General features: G+C 61.7%; 22 protein-coding genes. All 22 read right to left on the reverse strand.

The annotated features are described in order from the left end of the window. Window positions 1-17: 17 nt before the first annotated feature. The gene (locus AB5I78_RS20620) at window positions 18-392 is read right to left on the reverse strand and encodes a chemotaxis response regulator CheY (protein WP_005790040.1); all 375 of its coding nucleotides are present in this window, start codon (window positions 390-392) and stop codon (window positions 18-20) included. Between the two features lie 168 nt (window positions 393-560). Next, a complete protein-coding gene (gene fliA, locus AB5I78_RS20625; protein WP_016973417.1) occupies window positions 561-1,301 on the reverse strand; it encodes an RNA polymerase sigma factor FliA in 741 nt (246 codons plus the stop codon). Further along, a complete protein-coding gene (fleN, locus tag AB5I78_RS20630) occupies window positions 1,298-2,131 on the reverse strand; it encodes a flagellar synthesis regulator FleN (protein ID WP_003192912.1) in 834 nt (277 codons plus the stop codon). The genes fliA and fleN overlap by 4 nt, the downstream gene beginning before the upstream one ends. 106 nt (window positions 2,132-2,237) lie before the next feature. Beyond that, entirely contained in the window at window positions 2,238-3,554 is a 1,317-nt protein-coding gene (gene flhF, locus AB5I78_RS20635) for a flagellar biosynthesis protein FlhF (protein ID WP_106576470.1), read from the reverse strand. An 11-nt stretch (window positions 3,555-3,565) separates the two neighbouring features. After that, window positions 3,566-5,680 carry a flagellar biosynthesis protein FlhA gene (gene flhA, locus AB5I78_RS20640; RefSeq protein ID WP_197629768.1) on the reverse strand — a complete coding sequence of 705 codons (2,115 nt, stop codon included), beginning with the start codon at window positions 5,678-5,680 and terminating at the stop codon, window positions 3,566-3,568. A gap of 461 nt (window positions 5,681-6,141) precedes the next feature. After that, window positions 6,142-6,345 (reverse strand): cold-shock protein, encoded by a 204-nt coding sequence (locus AB5I78_RS20645; protein ID WP_145158863.1) that lies wholly within the window; start codon window positions 6,343-6,345, stop codon window positions 6,142-6,144. A 42-nt stretch (window positions 6,346-6,387) separates the two neighbouring features. After that, complete coding sequence (locus AB5I78_RS20650) at window positions 6,388-6,588, reverse strand: cold shock domain-containing protein (protein ID WP_145158865.1); 201 nt, start codon at window positions 6,586-6,588, stop codon at window positions 6,388-6,390. A gap of 321 nt (window positions 6,589-6,909) precedes the next feature. After that, a complete protein-coding gene (flhB, locus tag AB5I78_RS20655; RefSeq protein WP_145158867.1) occupies window positions 6,910-8,046 on the reverse strand; it encodes a flagellar biosynthesis protein FlhB in 1,137 nt (378 codons plus the stop codon). A gap of 3 nt (window positions 8,047-8,049) precedes the next feature. Next, the gene (gene fliR / locus AB5I78_RS20660; protein WP_064453451.1) at window positions 8,050-8,835 is read right to left on the reverse strand and encodes a flagellar biosynthetic protein FliR; all 786 of its coding nucleotides are present in this window, start codon (window positions 8,833-8,835) and stop codon (window positions 8,050-8,052) included. A 4-nt stretch (window positions 8,836-8,839) separates the two neighbouring features. Then, window positions 8,840-9,109: a flagellar biosynthesis protein FliQ gene (gene fliQ / locus AB5I78_RS20665; protein WP_003214552.1), complete on the reverse strand. Its 270-nt coding sequence runs from the start codon at window positions 9,107-9,109 to the stop codon at window positions 8,840-8,842. A 4-nt stretch (window positions 9,110-9,113) separates the two neighbouring features. Beyond that, the gene (gene fliP, locus AB5I78_RS20670) at window positions 9,114-9,857 is read right to left on the reverse strand and encodes a flagellar type III secretion system pore protein FliP (protein WP_106576465.1); all 744 of its coding nucleotides are present in this window, start codon (window positions 9,855-9,857) and stop codon (window positions 9,114-9,116) included. Then, window positions 9,857-10,297 (reverse strand): flagellar biosynthetic protein FliO, encoded by a 441-nt coding sequence (gene fliO / locus AB5I78_RS20675; protein WP_369301253.1) that lies wholly within the window; start codon window positions 10,295-10,297, stop codon window positions 9,857-9,859. The genes fliP and fliO overlap by 1 nt, the downstream gene beginning before the upstream one ends. Before the next feature lies 1 nt (window position 10,298). Beyond that, window positions 10,299-10,766 carry a flagellar motor switch protein FliN gene (gene fliN / locus AB5I78_RS20680; protein WP_057700902.1) on the reverse strand — a complete coding sequence of 156 codons (468 nt, stop codon included), beginning with the start codon at window positions 10,764-10,766 and terminating at the stop codon, window positions 10,299-10,301. Window positions 10,767-10,800: 34 nt separating this feature from the next. Further along, window positions 10,801-11,769: a flagellar motor switch protein FliM gene (gene fliM / locus AB5I78_RS20685; protein WP_010166091.1), complete on the reverse strand. Its 969-nt coding sequence runs from the start codon at window positions 11,767-11,769 to the stop codon at window positions 10,801-10,803. Between the two features lie 9 nt (window positions 11,770-11,778). Next, window positions 11,779-12,279, reverse strand: coding sequence for a flagellar basal body-associated protein FliL (gene fliL / locus AB5I78_RS20690; protein WP_106576463.1), 501 nt, complete (start codon window positions 12,277-12,279; stop codon window positions 11,779-11,781). A 219-nt stretch (window positions 12,280-12,498) separates the two neighbouring features. Then, a complete protein-coding gene (locus AB5I78_RS20695; RefSeq protein ID WP_369301255.1) occupies window positions 12,499-13,848 on the reverse strand; it encodes a flagellar hook-length control protein FliK in 1,350 nt (449 codons plus the stop codon). A gap of 87 nt (window positions 13,849-13,935) precedes the next feature. After that, complete coding sequence (locus AB5I78_RS20700) at window positions 13,936-14,283, reverse strand: Hpt domain-containing protein (RefSeq protein WP_106576461.1); 348 nt, start codon at window positions 14,281-14,283, stop codon at window positions 13,936-13,938. Window positions 14,284-14,313: 30 nt separating this feature from the next. Further along, window positions 14,314-16,032 carry a fused response regulator/phosphatase gene (locus AB5I78_RS20705; protein ID WP_262208266.1) on the reverse strand — a complete coding sequence of 573 codons (1,719 nt, stop codon included), beginning with the start codon at window positions 16,030-16,032 and terminating at the stop codon, window positions 14,314-14,316. Next, window positions 16,029-16,334, reverse strand: coding sequence for an STAS domain-containing protein (locus AB5I78_RS20710; protein ID WP_106576459.1), 306 nt, complete (start codon window positions 16,332-16,334; stop codon window positions 16,029-16,031). The genes AB5I78_RS20705 and AB5I78_RS20710 overlap by 4 nt, the downstream gene beginning before the upstream one ends. A gap of 170 nt (window positions 16,335-16,504) precedes the next feature. Further along, the gene (fliJ, locus tag AB5I78_RS20715; RefSeq protein ID WP_145158877.1) at window positions 16,505-16,954 is read right to left on the reverse strand and encodes a flagellar export protein FliJ; all 450 of its coding nucleotides are present in this window, start codon (window positions 16,952-16,954) and stop codon (window positions 16,505-16,507) included. A gap of 3 nt (window positions 16,955-16,957) precedes the next feature. After that, window positions 16,958-18,316 carry a flagellar protein export ATPase FliI gene (gene fliI, locus AB5I78_RS20720; protein ID WP_145158879.1) on the reverse strand — a complete coding sequence of 453 codons (1,359 nt, stop codon included), beginning with the start codon at window positions 18,314-18,316 and terminating at the stop codon, window positions 16,958-16,960. Further along, window positions 18,306-19,070, reverse strand: coding sequence for a flagellar assembly protein FliH (gene fliH / locus AB5I78_RS20725; protein ID WP_106576456.1), 765 nt, complete (start codon window positions 19,068-19,070; stop codon window positions 18,306-18,308). The genes fliI and fliH overlap by 11 nt, the downstream gene beginning before the upstream one ends. Window positions 19,071-19,072: the final 2 nt, after the last annotated feature.

Genomic DNA, 19,072 nt, shown 5'->3' on the forward strand with positions numbered 1-19,072 from the left:
GCGCCCCCGTGGCAGCATCAATGACCGATGCGTTCGAAGATTTTTTCAATCTTCTCTTTCAAGGCCAGTGCAGTGAATGGCTTGACCACGTAGCCGTTTACCCCGGCTTGGGCGGCTTCGATGATCTGTTCACGCTTGGCTTCGGCGGTCACCATCAACACAGGCAGGCTGCGCAGTTTTTCATCGGCGCGCACGTGACGCAGCAGGTCGATACCGGTCATGCCCGGCATGTTCCAGTCGGTTACCAGAAAGTCGATGCTCCCGCTGTTGAGGATCGGAATCGCCGTAATGCCGTCATCCGCCTCGACCGTGTTGGTGAACCCAAGGTCACGCAACAGGTTTTTTATGATCCGCCGCATCGTTGAGAAGTCATCAACGATGAGGATTTTCATGTTCTTGTCCAATTCGACCTCCAAGCAGTCTTAAACGCGCCCAGCACCTGGACGCGCCATTTCAATCAACAGGCGTTACACAAAAAGGACTGCCCAGGGCACCACGGTACGAACCCGCGAAGGCATGAAGCCTTCGCGGTAGCGTCTGCAGTGTCCCCACACTGCCTGTCAGCGCGCGCGCCACTCTCCCAATCGCCCCCGCAAGCGGGCTGCGCACTGGCTGTGCAACTGGCTGACACGCGATTCGCTGACCCCCAGGACCTCACCGATTTCCTTGAGGTTCAGCTCTTCGTCGTAGTACAGCGCCAACACCAGTCGCTCACGCTCCGGCAAATTGGCAATCGCTTCCGCCAGCGCGCCCTGGAAACGTTCGTCCTCCAGGTCGCGTGACGGTTCGAGATGAGCACTCGCGCCGTCCTCGTGCAGCCCTTCGTGTTCGCCGTCCTGCAACAGGTCGTCGAAACTGAACAGGCGGCTGCCCAAGGTATCGTTCAAAATCCCGTAGTAATCGTCGAGACTCAATTGGAGTTCGGCCGCAACTTCATGATCTTTAGCGTCACGACCGGTTTTTGCTTCAATTGCGCGAATTGCGTCACTGACCATTCGCGTGTTGCGGTGTACCGAGCGCGGCGCCCAATCCCCTTTACGCACCTCATCGAGCATCGCGCCACGGATACGGATACCCGCATACGTCTCGAAACTCGCGCCTTTGCTCGCGTCGTATTTGGTCGACACTTCGAGCAGACCGATCATGCCGGCCTGGATCAGGTCTTCGACCTGTACGCTGGCCGGCAGGCGTGCCAGCAAGTGATAGGCAATGCGCTTGACCAGGGGCGCATAGCGCTCGATCAATTCGCCCTGGCTGTCACGCGCCGACTTTTTGTAAAGGTTGTAGCCGCTGGATGTCATAGCACAGGTCCCGCGCTCGTCTGATGCACCAATCGCTCGACGAAAAACTCCAGATGCCCCCGAGGGTTGGCGGGCAACGGCCAAGTATCGACCTTCTGGGCAATAGCCTTGAACGCCAGCGCGCACTTCGAACGAGGGAACGCTTCGTAGACCGCACGCTGCTTTTGCACAGCCTTGCGTACACACTCGTCATAGGGAACTGCGCCTACATATTGTAAGGCGACATCCAGGAAGCGATCCGTGACCTTGGTCAACTTGGCGAACAGGTTGCGTCCTTCCTGCGGGCTTTGGGCCATGTTGGCCAGCACGCGGAAGCGGTTCATGCCGTAGTCACGGTTAAGCAGTTTGATCAGGGCGTAGGCGTCGGTGATCGAGGTGGGTTCGTCGCAGACCACCAGCAGCACTTCCTGGGCGGCGCGCACGAAGCTGACCACGGACTCGCCGATGCCGGCGGCGGTGTCGATCACCAGCACGTCGAGGTTGTCGCCGATATCGCTGAACGCCTGGATCAGGCCGGCGTGCTGCGCCGGGCTCAGGTGCACCATGCTCTGGGTGCCCGAGGCGGCCGGCACGATGCGAATGCCACCGGGGCCTTGCAGCAGCACATCGCGCAGCTCGCAGCGGCCCTCGATCACATCGGCAAGGGTGTGTTTGGGTGTCAGCCCCAGCAGAACGTCGACGTTCGCCAGGCCCAGGTCAGCATCCAGCAGCATGACGCGACGGCCAAGCTCTGCCAGGGCCAGGGACAAATTCACTGACACGTTAGTTTTCCCGACGCCACCTTTGCCGCCGGTCACCGCGATCACCTGTACGGGATGCATGCTGCCCATTTTATTTCTTTACCTTGTCTTGCTTAGACGCAGGCTACATGGCTTGGCCGCGTGAATCGCTTGCAGACCATCGATGTAGATACATTTCATGGTGTTCATCCTGGCCTTAACCGACCCGCTTGGCGGGGTTGTGGTAAAGGTCGGCGAACATATCGGCCATCGCTTCCTCGCTAGGCTCTTCTTGCATTTGCACGCTGACGGCACGGCTGACCAACTGATGACGGCGCGGCAGATGGAGATCATCCGGGATCCGCGGCCCGTCGGTCAGGTAGGCGACCGGTAATTCATGACTGATGGCCAGGCTCAGCACTTCACCCAGGCTCGCGGTTTCATCGAGCTTGGTGAGGATGCAACCGGCCAGGCCGCAACGCTTGTAGCTGTGATATGCAGCGGTAAGAACCTGTTTCTGGCTGGTGGTTGCAAGCACCAGGTAATTTTTTGACTTGATGCCACGCCCGGCCAGGCTTTCGAGCTGCATGCGCAGCGCCGGGTCACTGGCTTGCAGGCCGGCGGTGTCGATCAGCACCACGCGCTTGCGCAGCAGCGGGTCGAGGGCGTTGGCCAGCGACTGGCCCGGGTCAACGTGGGTCACCGTCACATTGAGGATGCGGCCCAGGGTCTTGAGCTGCTCCTGGGCGCCAATGCGGTAGCTGTCCATGCTCACCAGCGCGATATTCTGCGCGCCGTACTTGAGCACATAACGCGCTGCCAGCTTGGCCAGGGTGGTGGTCTTGCCCATGCCGGCCGGGCCGACCATGGCAATCACACCGCCCTCTTCCAGGGGTTCGATTTCCGGCGTCACGATCATGCGTGCCAAGTGCGCCAGCAACATGCGCCAGGCTTGGCGTGGTTCTTCAACTTCGGCGGTCAGCGCCAGCAGGTCGCGGGACAACGGGCCAGACAGGCCGATGCGTTGCAGGCGACGCCACAGGTTGGCTTGTTGCGGTTTGCTGCCTTGCAACTGGTTCCACGCCAGCGAGCCCAGCTGCACTTCGAGCAGCTCACGCAGGCCGTTGAGCTCAAAGCGCATCGAGTCGAACACGCGCTGGTCAACTGCGGCAGCCGGGGCCGGCGCTGCAGGACGTGGCGGTTCTTTGAATGTCGGTTCAACCAGCGGCTCGGCAGCGGTCAGCGGCAGGCCGGCGAACAACTGGCGGTTGGTGCTGGCATCGCTGTCGCCACGCATGCTCAATTCAGCCTGGGCCGAGACAATCCGCGAGGCCGTCTTGCGCAGCTCGTCTTCGAGCTCCATGTTCGGCACACGCGGCGCCAGCGCCGAGGGGGTGTAATCCAGGGCAGCCGTCAGCTCGACACCGCCGGCAATACGACGGTTTCCGATAATCGCGGCATCGGCGCCCAGCTCATCACGTACCAGTTTCATGGCCTGACGCATATCGGCGGCGAAAAAACGCTTAACTTGCATAACCCACTACCTCAGCCGTTGGGCCCTACTGTCGCGACAATAGTCACTTGCTTGTTGTCAGGAATTTCCTGATAAGCCAAAACGTGCAAATTCGGCACTGCCAGACGTCCAAACCGCGACAACATCGCGCGGACCGGGCCCGCCACCAGCAGAATCACCGGGTGACCCGCCATTTCCTGGCGCTGCGCGGCTTCAATCAAAGAACGCTGCAGTTTTTCCGCCATGCTTGGCTCCAGCAGAACGCCCTCTTCCTGGCCTTGTCCCGCCTTCTGAATACTATTGAGCAATATTTGTTCCAACCTTGGCTCCAAGGTGATCACAGGCAGCTCAGACTCAATCCCTACAATGCTTTGCACGATTGCACGGGACAATCCGACCCGTACCGCCGCCACCAGCGCGGCGGTATCTTGACTCTTGGCGGCATTGTTCGCGATGGCCTCGGCGATGCTACGAATGTCGCGCACCGGCACCTGTTCGGCGAGCAAGGCCTGCAACACCTTGAGCAATTGCGACAGCGAGAGCACGCCCGGCACCAGTTCTTCGGCCAGTTTTGGCGAGGCCTTGGCCAGCAAACCCATCAATTGCTGGACTTCCTCGTGGCCGATCAGCTCGTGGGAATGCTTGTACAGGATCTGATTGAGGTGCGTGGCGACCACCGTGCTGGCGTCTACCACGGTGTAACCCAGCGATTGCGCCTGGCTGCGCTGGCTGACTTCGATCCATACCGCTTCCAGGCCAAAAGCCGGATCTTTGGCGGTTATGCCGTTGAGCGTGCCGAACACCTGGCCGGGGTTGATCGCCAGTTCGCGGTCGGGGTAAATCTCGGCTTCGGCAAGGATCACGCCCATCAAGGTCAGGCGGTAGGCGCTGGGGGCCAGGTCGAGGTTGTCACGGATGTGCACGGTCGGCATCAGGAAGCCCAGGTCCTGGGACAGCTTCTTGCGCACGCCCTTGATCCGCGCCAGCAATTGGCCGCCCTGGTTGCGGTCCACCAGCGGAATCAGGCGGTAGCCGACTTCCAGGCCGATCATGTCGATCGGGGTCACGTCATCCCAGCCAAGCTCTTTGGTTTCCTGGGCGCGGGCCGGCGACGGCAGCAGGTCCTGCTGGCGGGCGATTTCCTGCTGGGCCAGGACCTTGACCTGGTTTTGCTTGCGCCAGAACAGGTACGCACCGCCGGCGGCCATGGCCGCCATGCTCAGGAACGAGATGTGCGGCATGCCCGGCACGATGCCCATGATCGCCATGATGCCGGCAGCCACGGCCAGCGCCTTGGGCGAGGCAAACATCTGGCGGCTGATCTGCTTGCCCATGTCTTCGGAGCCCGAAGCACGGGTCACCATGATCGCGGCGGCTGTGGATAACAACAGTGATGGCAATTGCGCCACTAAACCGTCACCGATGGTCAGCAAGGCGTAGACCTTGCCCGCATCGCCGAAGGTCATGCCGTGCTGGAAGATACCAACCGCCATGCCGCCGATCAGGTTGATGAACAGAATCAACAGGCCGGCGATGGCGTCACCGCGCACGAACTTGCTCGCACCGTCCATGGAACCGTAGAACTCGGCTTCCTGGGCCACTTCCAGACGGCGGGCCTTGGCCTGGCCCTGGTCGATCAGGCCGGCGTTGAGGTCGGCGTCGATCGCCATTTGTTTGCCGGGCATCGCGTCGAGGGTAAAGCGCGCGCTCACCTCGGAAATCCGCCCGGCGCCCTTGGTCACCACCACGAAGTTGATGATCATCAGGATCGCGAACACCACGATACCGACCACGTAGTTACCGCCGATCACCACTTCACCGAACGCCTGGATCACCTTACCGGCGGCGGCGTGGCCGTCCTGGCCGTGGAGCATCACCACCCGCGTGGACGCCACGTTCAGCGCCAGGCGCAGCAGGGTCGCGATCAGCAGGATGGTGGGGAATACCGCGAAATCCAGCGGCCGCAGGGCGTACACGCAGACCAGCAGCACGACGACGGACAGGGCAATGTTGAAGGTAAAAAACACGTCGAGCAGGAACGGCGGCATCGGCAACATCATCATTGCCAGCATCACCAGCAACAACAACGGCACACCCAGGTTGCCCCGCGACAGATCAGTCAGGGTGCCACGGGCCGTGTTGAGCATTTGAGAGCGATCTACCACCGGTATTCCTCGTGTTCCTTGAAGCAAAGTTTTGACGCTGAAGCGCGTCCTGGAGGCGGTATTGCAAGAAGCCTTCCAACTTTTGCATTGAGGCTCAGATCACCGAACAAACGACCGCGCCTACCGGGTGTAAATCGGTTCAACTGTGGGAGCGGGCTTGCTCGCGAAGGCGGTGTGTCAGTCAGCGATAGTCCAGCTGAACCACCGCTTTCGCGAGCAAGCCCGCTCCCACAGTTGGATCTGTGTGCCTCTGCTGCTAACGAGGCAATTCCGACAATATTTGGGGTTGCCCCTGCGATTTCGCTCTTGGTCTGGAAGGGTCACAACGAGAAGGCGCGCCGGGTATTGCGCAGTTTATTGAGGTCGGAAGGTTAAGGGCCGAGCGCGTGCTGGACTGCACTGCTCGCCCCTGCGCTCTTGCGCAGGCGCGAGCAATAAACGGCCTAGAGAACTTCGACCTTTTCGGCCTGTGGCCCTTTCGCCCCCTGAGCGACGTCGAACTTTACTTTTTTACCTTCTTCAAGGGTCTTGAACCCTTCACTGACGATGGCTGAAAAGTGAACGAACACGTCAGACCCGCCCCCATCCTGAGTAATGAAACCAAACCCCTTCTCCGCGTTAAACCACTTCACTGTGCCTGTTGCCATTGCCGCTCTCCTTACATCGGGTTCCATGACCCGCACGGGTCGCTAGATAATCTTGATATGCGACGCGAAGATGCCCTTGGGCCGATGGATCCTCGCGAATTGCACGCGCAGGCCCGTTTTCAACCAAACCCCGCACGAACTTTTGAGATCCACCTGCACCGGCTCATCGCCGCCATCCAGTGCAATCAAGCCTTCCCCGGTTTTCCGGCTATAGGATTTGATCGTGCCCGTTACCGCTTCCATTACCGCTCCCTCTGCATCTCTACGACGACCTGTGTGCAGTGTGCTGCCATGGAACCGCGAGCAGGCGGCGCTGGCTACTGTCAGAGTTGACAGGTAGACGGGGGTTAACGACGAGTGGTAGCGGAAGGCGCGACGAACGTACCGTGGCGAGCAGGCGTTTTTGTGGCGAGCGGGCTTGCCCCGCGCTGGGCTGCGAAGCGGCCCTAAAACCGAACGCTGCGGTGTGTCAGAGGGAACGCGGTGGGCCTATTGGGGCTGCTGCGCAGCCCAACGCGGGGCAAGCCCGCTCGCCACGAGAAGCAGCTCGCGACCAATTCAGGATCAGGAATCGCGGCGCAAATCCGGCGGAATCGGCAGATCCTTGAGCGGCTCGGGCCGCTTGCCCTTGCCCGCGCGGTATTGGCGGATCTGATAGACATAGGCCAACACCTGCGCCACGGCCAGGTACAAGCCCGCCGGGATTTCCTGGTCGAGGTCGGTGGAGTAAAAGATCGACCGCGCCAACTCCGGCGACTCCAGCAACAGAATGTCGTTGGCCACGGCGATTTCGCGGATTTTCAGCGCGGTAAAGTCGCTGCCCTTGGCCAACAGCATCGGCGCGCCGCCCTTCTCCGGGTCGTACTTGAGGGCCACGGCGTAGTGAGTCGGGTTGGTGATGACCACGTCGGCATCCGGCACCGCCGCCATCATCTTGCGCTGGGACATTTCGCGCTGCAGCTGGCGAATGCGCTGCTTGACCTCGGGCCGACCTTCCTGGTCCTTGTGCTCGTCGCGCACTTCCTGCTTGGTCATCAGCAGTTTCTTGTGGCTTTCCCACAGCTGGATCGGCGCATCCACGGCGGCGATGATGATCAACCCGCAGGCCATCCACAGCGCGCTCCAGCCCACCACCTGCACGCTGTGGATGATCGCCGACTCCAGCGGCTCATGGGCGATGCGCAGTAAGTCGTCGATGTCGGACGACAACACCGTCAGCGCCACAAACAGGATCAGGATGAACTTCGCCAACGCCTTGAGCAGTTCCACCAGCGCCTTGCTGGAAAACATGCGCTTGAGCCCAGCCGCGGGGTTCATCCGGCTGAACTTGGGCGCCATGCTGCCAGCGGCAAACAGCCAGCCTCCCAGGGACACCGGGCCGATCAAAGCGGCCAGCAACAAGGTGATGAGCACCGGCTGCACCGCCAGGATCGCGATTTTGCCCGAGTGCAGCAGGTATTGGCCCATGGCGCCGGGGCTGAGCAGCACTTCACGCGGCAACGAGAAGTTGAGTTTCATCAACTCCATCATGTCCAGCGCCAGACCGCCGCCGTAAATCAGCAGGCCACCGGCGCCGGCCAGCATGACGGCGAGGGTATTGAGTTCTTTGGAGCGGGCAATCTCACCCTTTTCCCTGGAGTCCTTTTTGCGTTTGTCCGTGGGGTCTTCTGTTTTGTCCTGACCACTCTCGCTCTCGGCCATGGCTCAACGCGCCCGTGCCAGATCACGTAAGAACTGCAAGGCGTCGGTCGCCAGCGGTTGATACTGATTGAGAATGTCGGCCATGCCGATCCAGAAAATCCCCATGCCCAACACCAGGGTCAGCGGGAAACCAATCGAGAAAATGTTCAGTTGCGGCGCCGCGCGCGTCATTACGCCGAACGCGATGTTGACCACCAGCAGCGCGGTGATCGCCGGCAACACCAGCAACAGCGACGCGCCCAACACCCAGCTCAGGCGCCCCACCAGTTCCCAGAAGTGACTGACCACCAACCCCGAGCCCACCGGCAAGGTGGTGAAGCTTTCGGTCATGACCTCAAACACCACCAGGTGGCCGTTCATGGCCAGAAACAGCAAGGTCACCAGCATGGTCAGGAATTGCCCGATCACCGCCACCGACACGCCGTTGGTGGGGTCGACCATGGACGCAAAGCCCATGCCCATCTGGATCGAGATGATTTGCCCGGCGATCACAAACGCCTGGAAGAACAATGTCAGCGAAAAGCCCAGCAGCGCGCCAATCAATATTTGCTCGGCGATCAGCAGCAAGGCACTCAGGTCCAGCGCGTTCACCGGCGGCATCGGCGGCAGGCCGGGCACGATCACAACGGTGATGGCAAAGGCGAAATACAGGCGGATACGCCGCGGAACCAGGGTGGTGCCGAACACCGGCATGGTCATCAGCACCGCCGTGACGCGGAACATCGGCAAGATGAAAGACGCCACCCAGGTGCTGATCTGGGTGTCGGTCAGTGCCAGCACAGATTGCATGGGGTCAGCCGATCAACTGCGGAATACTGCCGTACAGCTGCAGGATGTATTCCATGAAAGTTTGCACCAGCCACGGGCCGGCGACGATCAAGGTGATCAGCATCACCAGCAACCGCGGGAGGAAGCTCAAGGTCTGTTCGTTGATCTGCGTGGCCGCCTGGAACATCGCCACCAGCAGGCCGACCAACAGGCTCGGCACCACCAGCACGGCGACCATCATGGTGGTCAGCCACAGCGCTTCACGGAACAGGTCGACCGCTACTTCTGGGGTCATGGCGCTACACTCCGCCGAAACTGCTGGCCAGCGTGCCGATAATCAGCGCCCAGCCGTCCACCAGCACAAACAGCATGATTTTGAACGGCAACGAAATAATCAGTGGCGAGAGCATCATCATACCCATGGCCATCAGCACGCTCGCCACCACCAGGTCGATGATCAGGAACGGGATGAAGATCATGAAGCCGATCTGGAACGCGGTCTTCAATTCGGAGGTGACGAAGGCTGGTACCAGGATGGTCAGCGGCGCCTGATCCGGCGTGGCGATGTCGGTGCGCTTGGACAAGCGCATGAACAGCTCAAGGTCGCTGGAGCGGGTTTGCGACAGCATGAAGTCCTTGATCGGGCCCTGGGCCTTGTCGATCGCATCCTGGGCGCTGAGTTTTTCCGCCAGGTAGGGTTGCAGGGCTTGCTGGTTCACCTTGTCGAACACCGGCGCCATGATGAACAGCGTCAAGAACAGCGCCATGCCGGTGAGGATCTGGTTCGACGGCGTCTGCTGCAGGCCAAGGGCCTGACGCAAAATCGAAAAGACGATGATGATCCGCGTAAAGCTGGTCATCAGCATGACAAACGCCGGGATAAAACTCAGCGCGGTCATGATCAGCAGGATCTGCAGGCTGACCGAGTATTCCTGGGCGCCGGCGGCGTTGGTGCCCAGCGTGATCGCCGGGATCGACAACGGGTCGGCCGCAAACGCCAGCGGCGCGGCCAGCAACAGCATGAGCGTCAATAAAACGCGCATTACTTCTTATCCTTCTGATCCTTGCCCAGCAACTCCATCAGGCGCTGGGCGAATTCTGGCGTGGCGGCCTCGGCCTTGGCCACTTCCACCGGCGACTTGAGCACATGCAGCGGGGTGATACGGCCGGGCGTGATGCCGAGCAGAATCTGCTCTTCGCCGACTTGCACCAGCACCAGACGATCACGCGGGCCGAGGGCGCGCGAGCCGATCATCTCGATGACCTGGCCATTGCCCGGGCCGATGCGCTGCACGCGGCGCATCAACCAGGCCAGCACGAAAATCAGACCGACCACCAGCAACAGGCCCAGCACCAGCTGGGTCAATTGCCCGCCGATGCCGCTGCTGACCACGGGCGCCGCAGCCGCCGCTTGCGCAACCGGCTCAGCCGCCAGGGCGCTCAATGGCAGCGCCAGAAACAGTCCCGCCATCGAATACTTCATATCAGCGCAACTTCTTGATGCGTTCGCTTGGGCTGATCACATCCGTCAGGCGGATGCCGAACTTCTCGTTGACCACCACCACCTCGCCATGGGCGATCAGGGTGCCGTTGACCAGCACGTCCAGCGGCTCGCCGGCCAGGCGGTCGAGTTCGATCACCGAACCCTGGTTGAGCTGCAACAGGTTGCGGATGTTGATTTCGGTGCTGCCCACTTCCATGGAAATCGACACCGGGATGTCGAGGATCACATCCAGGTTCGGGCCGTCGAGGGTCACCGGGTCGTTGTTCTTCGGCACGCTGCCGAATTCTTCCATTGGCAGGCGTTTGCCGGCCGGCGCGGTGGCGGCGTCGGCGGCCAGCAGCGCGTCGATGTCGTCCTGGCCAACATCGCCGGTTTCTTCCAGCGCTGCAGCCCACTCGTCAGCCAGGGCCTGGTCTTCGGCGGAAGTGTTTTCGTGTTCGGTAGCCATTACATGTCCTCGGCGAAGCAAAAATAATTGTTGATCAGCGGCGGTTGATCGGTTCGATCACTTGCAACGCCAGGTTGCCTTTGTGCGAACCCAGCTTGACCTTGAACGACGGCACGCCGTTGGCACGCATGATCAGTTCTTCCGGCAATTCCACGGGAATTACGTCCCCCGGCTGCATGTGCAAAATATCGCGCAGACGCAGCTGGCGACGGGCCACGGTGGCGCTCAGCGGTACGTCGACGTCCAGCAGGTCTTCGCGCAGGGCCTTGACCCAGCGCTCGTCCTGGTCGTCCAGGTCGGACTGGAAACCGGCGTCGAGCATTTCGCGCACTGGCTCGATCATCGAGTACGGCATGGTCACGTGCAGGTCGCCGCCACCGCCATCGAGTTCGATGTGGAAGGTGGAGACCACAATGGCTTCGCTGGGGCCGACGATGTTGGCCATGGCCGGGTTCACTTCCGAGTTGATGTACTCGAAGTTGACTTCCATGATCGCCTGCCAGGCTTCCTTCAAGTCGATGAAGGCTTGCTCCAGCACCATGCGCACCACGCGCAGTTCGGTCGGGGTGAATTCACGGCCTTCGATCTTGGCGTGACGGCCGTCGCCGCCGAAGAAGTTGTCCACCAGCTTGAACACCAGCTTGGCGTCGAGGATGAACAGCGCGGTACCGCGCAATGGCTTGATCTTGACCAGGTTGAGGCTGGTGGGCACGTACAGCGAGTGCACGTACTCGCCGAACTTCATCACCTGCACGCCGCCCACCGCCACGTCCGCCGAACGGCGCAGCATGTTGAACATGCTGATACGGGTGTAGCGGGCGAAACGTTCGTTGATCATTTCCAGCGTCGGCATGCGTCCACGGACGATGCGATCTTGGCTGGTGAGGTCATAACTTTTGACGCTGCCGGGTTCGGCAGCCATTTCGGTCTGTACCAGACCATCGTCGACGCCATGCAACAGCGCGTCGATTTCATCCTGGGACAGCAGGTCTTGCACGGCCATGTCGTGATCCTACTGCAATACGAAGTTAGTGAAGAGCGCCTGCTCGACCACGACTTTGCCAAGCTCTTTCTGGGCCACTTCCTGCACGCTGGCAGTGACCTTCTGGCGCAGCATTTCCTGGCCTACCGGCGTGGCCAGGCTGTCGAAGCTCTGCCCGGAGAACAGCATCACCAGGTTGTTGCGGATCACCGGCATGTGCACTTTGAGCGCATCCAGGTCCGCCTGGTTACGCGCCAGCAAGGTGATGCTCACCTGCAGGTAGCGTTGACGGCCGTTCTGATTGAAGTTGGCCACAAAGGCCGGCAGCATCGGTTCGAAGATTGCCGGTTGCTTGACGTTACTGGCGGTTTCGGCGGCGGGTGCCGGTTTGCTTGCACTGCTGTGCATGATGAACCAGGTGCCGCCAATCGAGGCGCCGATGGCCAGGAGCAGGCCCAGCACGATCAGCAGGATAAGCTTGAGCTTGCCTTTGCCTGCGGGTGGAGTTGCTGCGTCGTCGCTCTTCGCCATGCCAATAATCCGTCACTATTCTGGAATTCATAGATCTACGGAAAGGCAAGAGCAAGTGTTATGCCAGAGTTGTCTGGTAACCCGGTAAGCGCGAACACCACATATCAAATGTGGGAGCTGGCTTGCCTGCGATGGCGGTAGCTCAGCTCACATCTGTGTGACTGATACACCGCCATCGCAGGCAAGCCAGCTCCCACATCGATCGGGTTTCAACAGGAGTCAGGCGTAGTAATCAACGGCGCTGGAGCCGATCACTGTTTGGGTCACGGGCGCGACGGCGGCTGCCACTTCGGCGTGATCACCGGCGTCCCCGCCATCACCTCGCCCGCCGCTGCCACTCACACCGCGCGCCTGGTTCTGCTGCTGTTGATCCTGGCCCTGGCCCTGCCACCCACGCGACTGGTCGGAGACGTTGACGTCGACCTGCCCCATGCCTTGCTGGGCAAACATCTCGCGCAGACGGCCGGACTGGGTTTCCAGTGCTTCACGCACCACGGCGTGACCGCTCATGAACGTGACTTGGGCCTGCTGGTCCGCGGTCATGTTGACCTTGATGTCCAGGCGCCCCAACTCTGCCGGCTGCAATTGAATTTCTGCCGACTTGAGGTTGGCACTGGACAGGTACATCACGCGGTTGACCACTTCCTCGGTCCAGCCGCTCTGGTGCATGGCCAGCGGCGCATTCGCAACCGGTGGCAAGGCATTCGCGGTTTTCGGCGTGGCGGCCTGGGTCAATGCGGCGAGGCGGTTGGCGAAATCATCCACGCGGGTGTCGCTGCTGGCGTCTTTCAAATCCTTGAGGCCACCTTCGATCAGCCCGCTGAAGGCTTTGTCGCCGCCCTGGTCGGTGCTGTCCTTGGTGGCTTGCTGATCGACCATAGTCGCCAGGCCCGCAGCAAAGCTTTGCGCAGCGGTCGGCTGATCCTGCGTAGTGGTCGGTGCGGCTTTCTGCGGCGTCTGGCTACTGGCCGAAACGTGACCGCCCTGCTCCATCGCCAGGCGCACGGCGGGCATAGAGTCCAGCGGATCCGCCTCCGGGTCGAACGCCGGCTGCTTGGCGTCATCGGTGGCAGCCACAGCGGGCGCGACGACTGGCTGGGCCTTGTCGTCTTTGGCGGCTACAGGTGCCGGCGTTTCTACCGGGACGGGCACGGGGACCGGTGTGACCGCGGCAACCACTGCCGGGTCAACCACGGGATCAACCGGAGGCTGCTGCGCCACCGCCGGGTCGGCGGTTTTGTCGTCGTCATTGCTGGCGCTGTCGTCGGATTTGGCCGGCGGCTTGGCAGGCAAGGGATTGCCGCTATCGGCAACGGCCGGCTTGCTGGCGGCAGGCTTATCGTCGCCTGCAGCCGGCTTGGAGGGGGTGTCCGAGGGCTTGTCACGCGTGACTTTGGCCGGGGCGTCGTCGCTCTTGAGCGTCGGTTTCGGGCTTTGGTTTGCAAACACTTGCGCGAAGCCAGGGCCCTTGCCTCGTGGGTCCGCAGCCGCTACCGAGGGGGTGGCGGCCGGCGCTTGAGGCTTGGCCGCAGCGGCAGCCTGAAGAAGCGAATTGGGGGCGACTGGCATAGGTAAGGGTCTCCACTGCACTGGGATCGGGGATGCAGTATCCAGAGGTAGAGCAAGAGTTGGGCCAGGTTTACCTCGAGCCCTCAATCACAGCTGAAAACGCTGACGCTCGTGTTCGTACAACGGCCGAACCAGCGCGAATTCCTGGTCGATTTCGTCGACCAGTTCATCCAGGTCCACGCGTGTCAGTTGCGCAGAGCCGTCTTCGAGCCGGCGGCAAAGTTCTGCCAACCGCACCGCCCCCAGGTTACCGCTGCTGCCCTTGAAGCTATGCGCGATGCGTCCCAGCGCCTTGGCATCGTCGCGAGCCTTGCGCAACGCTTCGACGCGCTTCTGCGAATCGTCAAGGAAGGTATCCAGCAGTTTCGGGTACTCGCCTTCCATCACTTCCTGCAAACCCGACAACACATCGGGGTCCAGATGAATCTCAGCCACTTGTTCGCTCCTTGATCAAGAATCGGCGGATTATGCCAGAGCCCCCCAGCAAAACTCCACGCACACACTGCGCCCGCCATCGGACCAGCGTACATCGCTGCTCAACTGGCGCACCAGGCTCAGGCCGCGGCCAGACAGACGGTCGACATCCATCGGCCGCGCCAGCACCTGCTCCACGTCAAACCCCGGGCCGCTGTCCTCAATGCGCAGCGTCATTTTGCCGCCCGTGGCGGTCGGCACCACCTGCACATGCACCCGCACGTAACCGCTGTTCAACTGCCCCAGCCGCTCATTGCGCTGGCGGTAATAGTCGGCGAACCCCTGGGCATCACGCTTGAGGCGCGAATCCAACCCCAGCACACCATGCTCCAGCGCGTTGGAATACAACTCGGCCATCACACTGTAAAGTGCCCCGCTCTGCCCCCGCAGACCCTGAATCTCCAGCAGCAACTGCAGCAGATACGGTAACGGGTTGTAGCTTTTGAGGGTCTGCGCACGGAATTCGAAACTCACCGACCAATCCAGCGGGCACGACTGCCCGCTGTCGGCGTAAACGGGCTCGGCCGCGCGCAACGGCTGGCCGGCCTGCAAGGTGATTTCCACCATGCTGACGTCATCGCGCGCCTGGCCACGAAACGCCGCCAGCGCCCGCTCGATGTCTTCGAATAATCGGTCGGGCTCGCGGTTGGCCGCGAACACCTGCTGCAAGCGCTCGGCGCCGAACAGCTGGTCATTGGCGTCAGCCGTGTCAAGCACGCCGTCGGAGAGCAAAAACACCCGGTCGCCCAACGCCATGGGCCAGACCTCGGTGCCGTCATCGAACGCCTGCGCCGACAACACACCCAGCGGCAGGTGCCGCGACACCAATGGCGTGCGCTTGCCCGTGGCGACTTCATGCACATAGCCCTCGGGCATCCCGCCGTTCCACACCTCCACCACGCGCCGCTGAGCGCTCAGGCACATCAGCGTGGCGCAGCAGAACATGTCCACCGGCAGGATGCGTTTGAGCTTGGCGTTCATCTCGCGCAGGGTCTGCGCCAGGCCGTAGCCCTTGGCGGTCATGCCGTAGAACACTTCCGCCAGGGGCATGGCCCCCACGGCGGCCGGCAGGCCATGGCCGGTGAAGTCGCCGAGCAAAACATGCATGTCGCCGGAGGGTGTGTACGCCGCCAGCAGCAGGTCGCCATTGAACAGGGCATAGGGCGATTGCAGGTAACGAATGTTCGGCGCCGCATTGATACAGCCCGAATGCGCCACCTTATCGAACACCGCCTTGGCCGCGCGCTGCTCGTGCAGCAGGTAGTCGTGGTGCCTGGCGATCAGGTCACGCTGCTGCAAGACCGTTGCCTGCAGCCGGCGCAGGCGGTCCATGGCGTTGATTTTCGCTGCCAGGATCAACTGGTTGTAGGGCTTGGGCAGGAAGTCATCGCCGCCCGCGTCCAGGCACTGGGCCAGCGCCTCGCTTTCGCGCAGCGAGGTCAGGAAGATGATCGGAACCAGCGCCTCACCGGCGAGCTGCTTGATGCGCCGCGCGGCTTCAAAGCCGTCCATCACCGGCATCAGCGCGTCCATCAACACCAGTTGCGGGCGCTCGCGGGTAAACACCTCAACCGCTTGCGCGCCGTTGGTGGCGGTGAGTACTTGGTGCCCCTGACGCCGAATGATGGTCGACAGCAACAGCAAATCGGCGGCGCTGTCTTCGGCGATCAGGATCGTCAGCGGTTCAAGGACCGGGGCCAGGCTGCTCAACTGAGATCGAACAGTTTGTCAAAGTTGGAAATGGCGAGGATCTTGCGCACATCGGAGTTGCTGTTGATCACCTGGACTTCGGCATTGTCGCCACCGGCATGGTCACGCAACAACAGCAACATGCCCAGGGCCGAGCTGTCCATGTAGGTGGTGTCTTTGAGGTCCACCACGTAGACCTCGGGCACCTTGTAGAACCGCTCGTAGGCGTCACGAAAGGCTTGATGGCTACCGAAATCGAATCGCCCTTTGACGGTAATCGTCAATTTTTTCCCATCCAGGGATACTTCTGACACGACTGACATGCGACTGCTTCCTTGTCATTGGCAATGTGCAACAAGGTTTAGCAGGTGATCGAGGTATGGGCAACACAGCAAATCAAATGTGGGGGGCTGGCTTGCCCGCGATAGCATGACCCACCTCGGTACCTGCATCGCGGGCAAGCCCTGCTCCCACAGTGGGCCGGTGGCGGCCGTTAGTACTGTGATTGGCGGGGAAGTCGCTGTGACAGCTCGTCGAGCAGCTTCTGCTCGCGCTTGTCTTCAAGCGCCCGCGCTTCGTCGATGTAGCGCTGCACCAGTTTGCGCAAACCTTCGACCCGAGCGAACGCCGCCTGCCATGCCTCGCGGGCTTTATCGAGGTTGTTCTGGTGCCAGGCCAGGCTCTGGCGCTGTTGGCCTACGGCGGTTTCCAGCTGATTGAGGAAGCCCTGGTAGCCCATCAGCCATTGGCCGGAAACCCCCTTGCTGCCGCGCTCGATCCATTGCTGCTGGTATTCGCCGCGAAAGCGCTCCAGGTCGCCGAGCTTGCTTTCCGCCAGGCGCACCTGCCCCTGAAAGTAGCCCAGGCGTTGCGCGGCGGTTTTTTCGGCCTTCTCCGCCATGTCTACCACTGGGGCCAGGCGCGAGGAACGGGTGCTGGCCATGGCTTAACCGCCTGGCGCCGGGGCGAAGATCGAACCCAGATGCGCTTCGCTTTCGCCCATGCTGATCTTGTCGTTGAGGCCCTGGCGCAGGTAGGTCACCAACTGCGGTTGCAGGGCAATCGCCAGGTCGGTTTCGCGATCACCGCCGGCCACGTAGGCACCCACGCTGATCAAGTCGCGGCTCTGCTGATAGCGCGACCACAGTTGCTTGAAATGCTGGGCGCGGGCCATGTGCTCCGGCGTGACCACCGCCGGCATCACCCGGCTGATCGACGCTTCGATATCGATGGCCGGGTAGTGCCCTTCTTCGGCCAAACGCCGCGACAGCACGATGTGGCCGTCGAGCACGCCACGCGCCGAGTCGGCAATCGGGTCTTGCTGGTCATCGCCTTCGGACAGCACGGTGTAGAACGCCGTGATCGAACCGCCGCCGGCCTCGGCATTACCGGCACGCTCAACCAGCTTGGGCAGCTTGGCGAACACTGAAGGCGGGTAGCCTTTGGTGGCCGGCGGTTCGCCGATGGCCAGGGCGATTTCCCGCTGGGCCTGGGCGAAACGCGTGAGCGAGTCCATCAGCAACAGGACGTTCTTGCCCTTGTCGCGAAAATATTCGGCGATGCGCGTGCAGTACATGGCCGCGCGCAAACGCATCAGCGGCGCATCATCGGCCGGGGATGCGACGACCACCGAACGCTTGAGGCCTTCTTCACCGAGGCTGTGCTCGATGAATTCCTTTACTTCACGGCCCCGCTCACCGATCAGCCCGACCACGATGATGTCGGCCTCGGTAAAGCGCGTCATCATGCCGAGCAACACCGACTTACCCACGCCGGTACCGGCAAACAGGCCCAGACGCTGGCCGCGGCCGACCGTCAATAAACCGTTGATGCTGCGAATGCCCACGTCCAGCGGCACGCTGATCGGGTTGCGGTTGAGCGGGTTAATGGTCGGGCCGTCCATCGGCACCCAGTCTTCGGCCTTCATGCCGCCCTTGCCGTCCAACGCGCGACCGGCGCCGTCGAGCACGCGGCCGAGCATGCTCATGCCCATCGGCAGGCGGCCGGTATCGGCCAGTGGCACCACGCGCGCACCGGGGGCGATGCCCGCCAGGCTGCCGACCGGCATCAGGAAAATCTTGCTGCCGGAAAAGCCCATCACTTCGGCTTCGACCTGCACCGGGTGGTAGCTGTCGTCGTTGATCACCAGGCAGCGGCTGCCCATGGCGGCACGCAGGCCTTCGGCTTCGAGGGTCAGGCCGACCATGCGCAGCAGGCGCCCTTCGAGGATCGGCTGGCCGGGCAACTCAGTGGCCTCGGCGTAGCCGCTCAGGCGCTTGGCGAAGCTGGTGCGTTCAAGGCGCATCGGCGGCGTCCAGGTCCACGCTCATATCAGGCTCGGCCGGGTGCAGGGACTGTTCATGCAATTGATCGAACATTTTCGCCATGATCTGGCTGATGCGGGTTTCCACCGTGGCATCGATGCGGCTGTGCTCGGTTTCGACGCGGCAGCCACCGGGCAGCAGCGCCGCGTCCTCGACGATGCGCCAGGTTTCTTCATGGCGCTCGCGCAGGGCTTTGACCTGTTCGAAATCCTGCGGGTTGATGTACAGCCGCACATTGCCGACGCCCAATGGCAGCAGCTTGAGGGCTTCGCGCATCACGCTTTCGATGTGGCTGGAATCGAGCACCAGCTCGCGCTGGATCACTTGGCGCGCGATGTGCTCGACCAGCCCGACCATGGATTTTTCCAGCTGCGAATCCTGTTCGGCGATCGGGTCGAACAGGTTGCCCATCAAGCGCTCAAGGCTGGCCAGCTTGACGCTCAGCGCCTCCTCGGCCTCTTGGCGAACTTTGAGGGTGGTGCTGCGAAAACCGTCTTTTTCACCCGCCGCGAAACCCTCGTTGTAGGCCTCCTGGCGGATGGCTTCCAATTCTTCAAGGGTCAGTGGCTGGACTTCATCGAGCGGCACTTCTTCCATTTCGGCCGGCGTTTCAATCACCGGCTCCGGTTCAGGTTCCGGCACATGCGGATCGAAACTGGGCAACGACCAGATATCGAACCCGCCGACATCCCGCGCGCGAATCAGATCGCTGGGCGTCTCATCTTTGTTCGACATGG

This window comes from Pseudomonas sp. N2-3-1-14, from assembly GCF_041228395.1.
Taxonomy (GTDB): Bacteria; Pseudomonadota; Gammaproteobacteria; order Pseudomonadales; family Pseudomonadaceae; genus Aquipseudomonas.

Excerpts from the sequence above, each read along its gene's own strand:
- AB5I78_RS20710 (WP_106576459.1), bottom strand. The coding sequence starts at position 16,334 with ATGTCAGTCGTGTCAGAAGTATCCCTGGATGGGAAAAAATTGACGATT.
- fliH (WP_106576456.1), bottom strand. The coding sequence starts at position 19,070 with ATGTCGAACAAAGATGAGACGCCCAGCGATCTGATTCGCGCGCGGGAT.
- fliN (WP_057700902.1), bottom strand. The coding sequence starts at position 10,766 with ATGGCTACCGAACACGAAAACACTTCCGCCGAAGACCAGGCCCTGGCT.
- fliO (WP_369301253.1), bottom strand. The coding sequence starts at position 10,297 with ATGAAGTATTCGATGGCGGGACTGTTTCTGGCGCTGCCATTGAGCGCC.
- fliJ (WP_145158877.1), bottom strand. The coding sequence starts at position 16,954 with ATGGCCAGCACCCGTTCCTCGCGCCTGGCCCCAGTGGTAGACATGGCG.
- fliL (WP_106576463.1), bottom strand. The coding sequence starts at position 12,279 with ATGGCGAAGAGCGACGACGCAGCAACTCCACCCGCAGGCAAAGGCAAG.
- fliP (WP_106576465.1), bottom strand. The coding sequence starts at position 9,857 with ATGCGCGTTTTATTGACGCTCATGCTGTTGCTGGCCGCGCCGCTGGCG.
- AB5I78_RS20620 (WP_005790040.1), bottom strand. The coding sequence starts at position 392 with ATGAAAATCCTCATCGTTGATGACTTCTCAACGATGCGGCGGATCATA.
- fliI (WP_145158879.1), bottom strand. The coding sequence starts at position 18,316 with ATGCGCCTTGAACGCACCAGCTTCGCCAAGCGCCTGAGCGGCTACGCC.
- flhF (WP_106576470.1), bottom strand. The coding sequence starts at position 3,554 with ATGCAAGTTAAGCGTTTTTTCGCCGCCGATATGCGTCAGGCCATGAAA.
- fliR (WP_064453451.1), bottom strand. The coding sequence starts at position 8,835 with ATGCAATCTGTGCTGGCACTGACCGACACCCAGATCAGCACCTGGGTG.
- AB5I78_RS20645 (WP_145158863.1), bottom strand. The coding sequence starts at position 6,345 with ATGGCAACAGGCACAGTGAAGTGGTTTAACGCGGAGAAGGGGTTTGGT.
- fleN (WP_003192912.1), bottom strand. The coding sequence starts at position 2,131 with ATGGGCAGCATGCATCCCGTACAGGTGATCGCGGTGACCGGCGGCAAA.
- AB5I78_RS20650 (WP_145158865.1), bottom strand. The coding sequence starts at position 6,588 with ATGGAAGCGGTAACGGGCACGATCAAATCCTATAGCCGGAAAACCGGG.
- AB5I78_RS20695 (WP_369301255.1), bottom strand. The coding sequence starts at position 13,848 with ATGCCAGTCGCCCCCAATTCGCTTCTTCAGGCTGCCGCTGCGGCCAAG.
- fliQ (WP_003214552.1), bottom strand. The coding sequence starts at position 9,109 with ATGACCCCAGAAGTAGCGGTCGACCTGTTCCGTGAAGCGCTGTGGCTG.
- flhB (WP_145158867.1), bottom strand. The coding sequence starts at position 8,046 with ATGGCCGAGAGCGAGAGTGGTCAGGACAAAACAGAAGACCCCACGGAC.
- flhA (WP_197629768.1), bottom strand. The coding sequence starts at position 5,680 with ATGCTCAACACGGCCCGTGGCACCCTGACTGATCTGTCGCGGGGCAAC.
- fliA (WP_016973417.1), bottom strand. The coding sequence starts at position 1,301 with ATGACATCCAGCGGCTACAACCTTTACAAAAAGTCGGCGCGTGACAGC.
- fliM (WP_010166091.1), bottom strand. The coding sequence starts at position 11,769 with ATGGCCGTGCAAGACCTGCTGTCCCAGGATGAAATCGACGCGCTGTTG.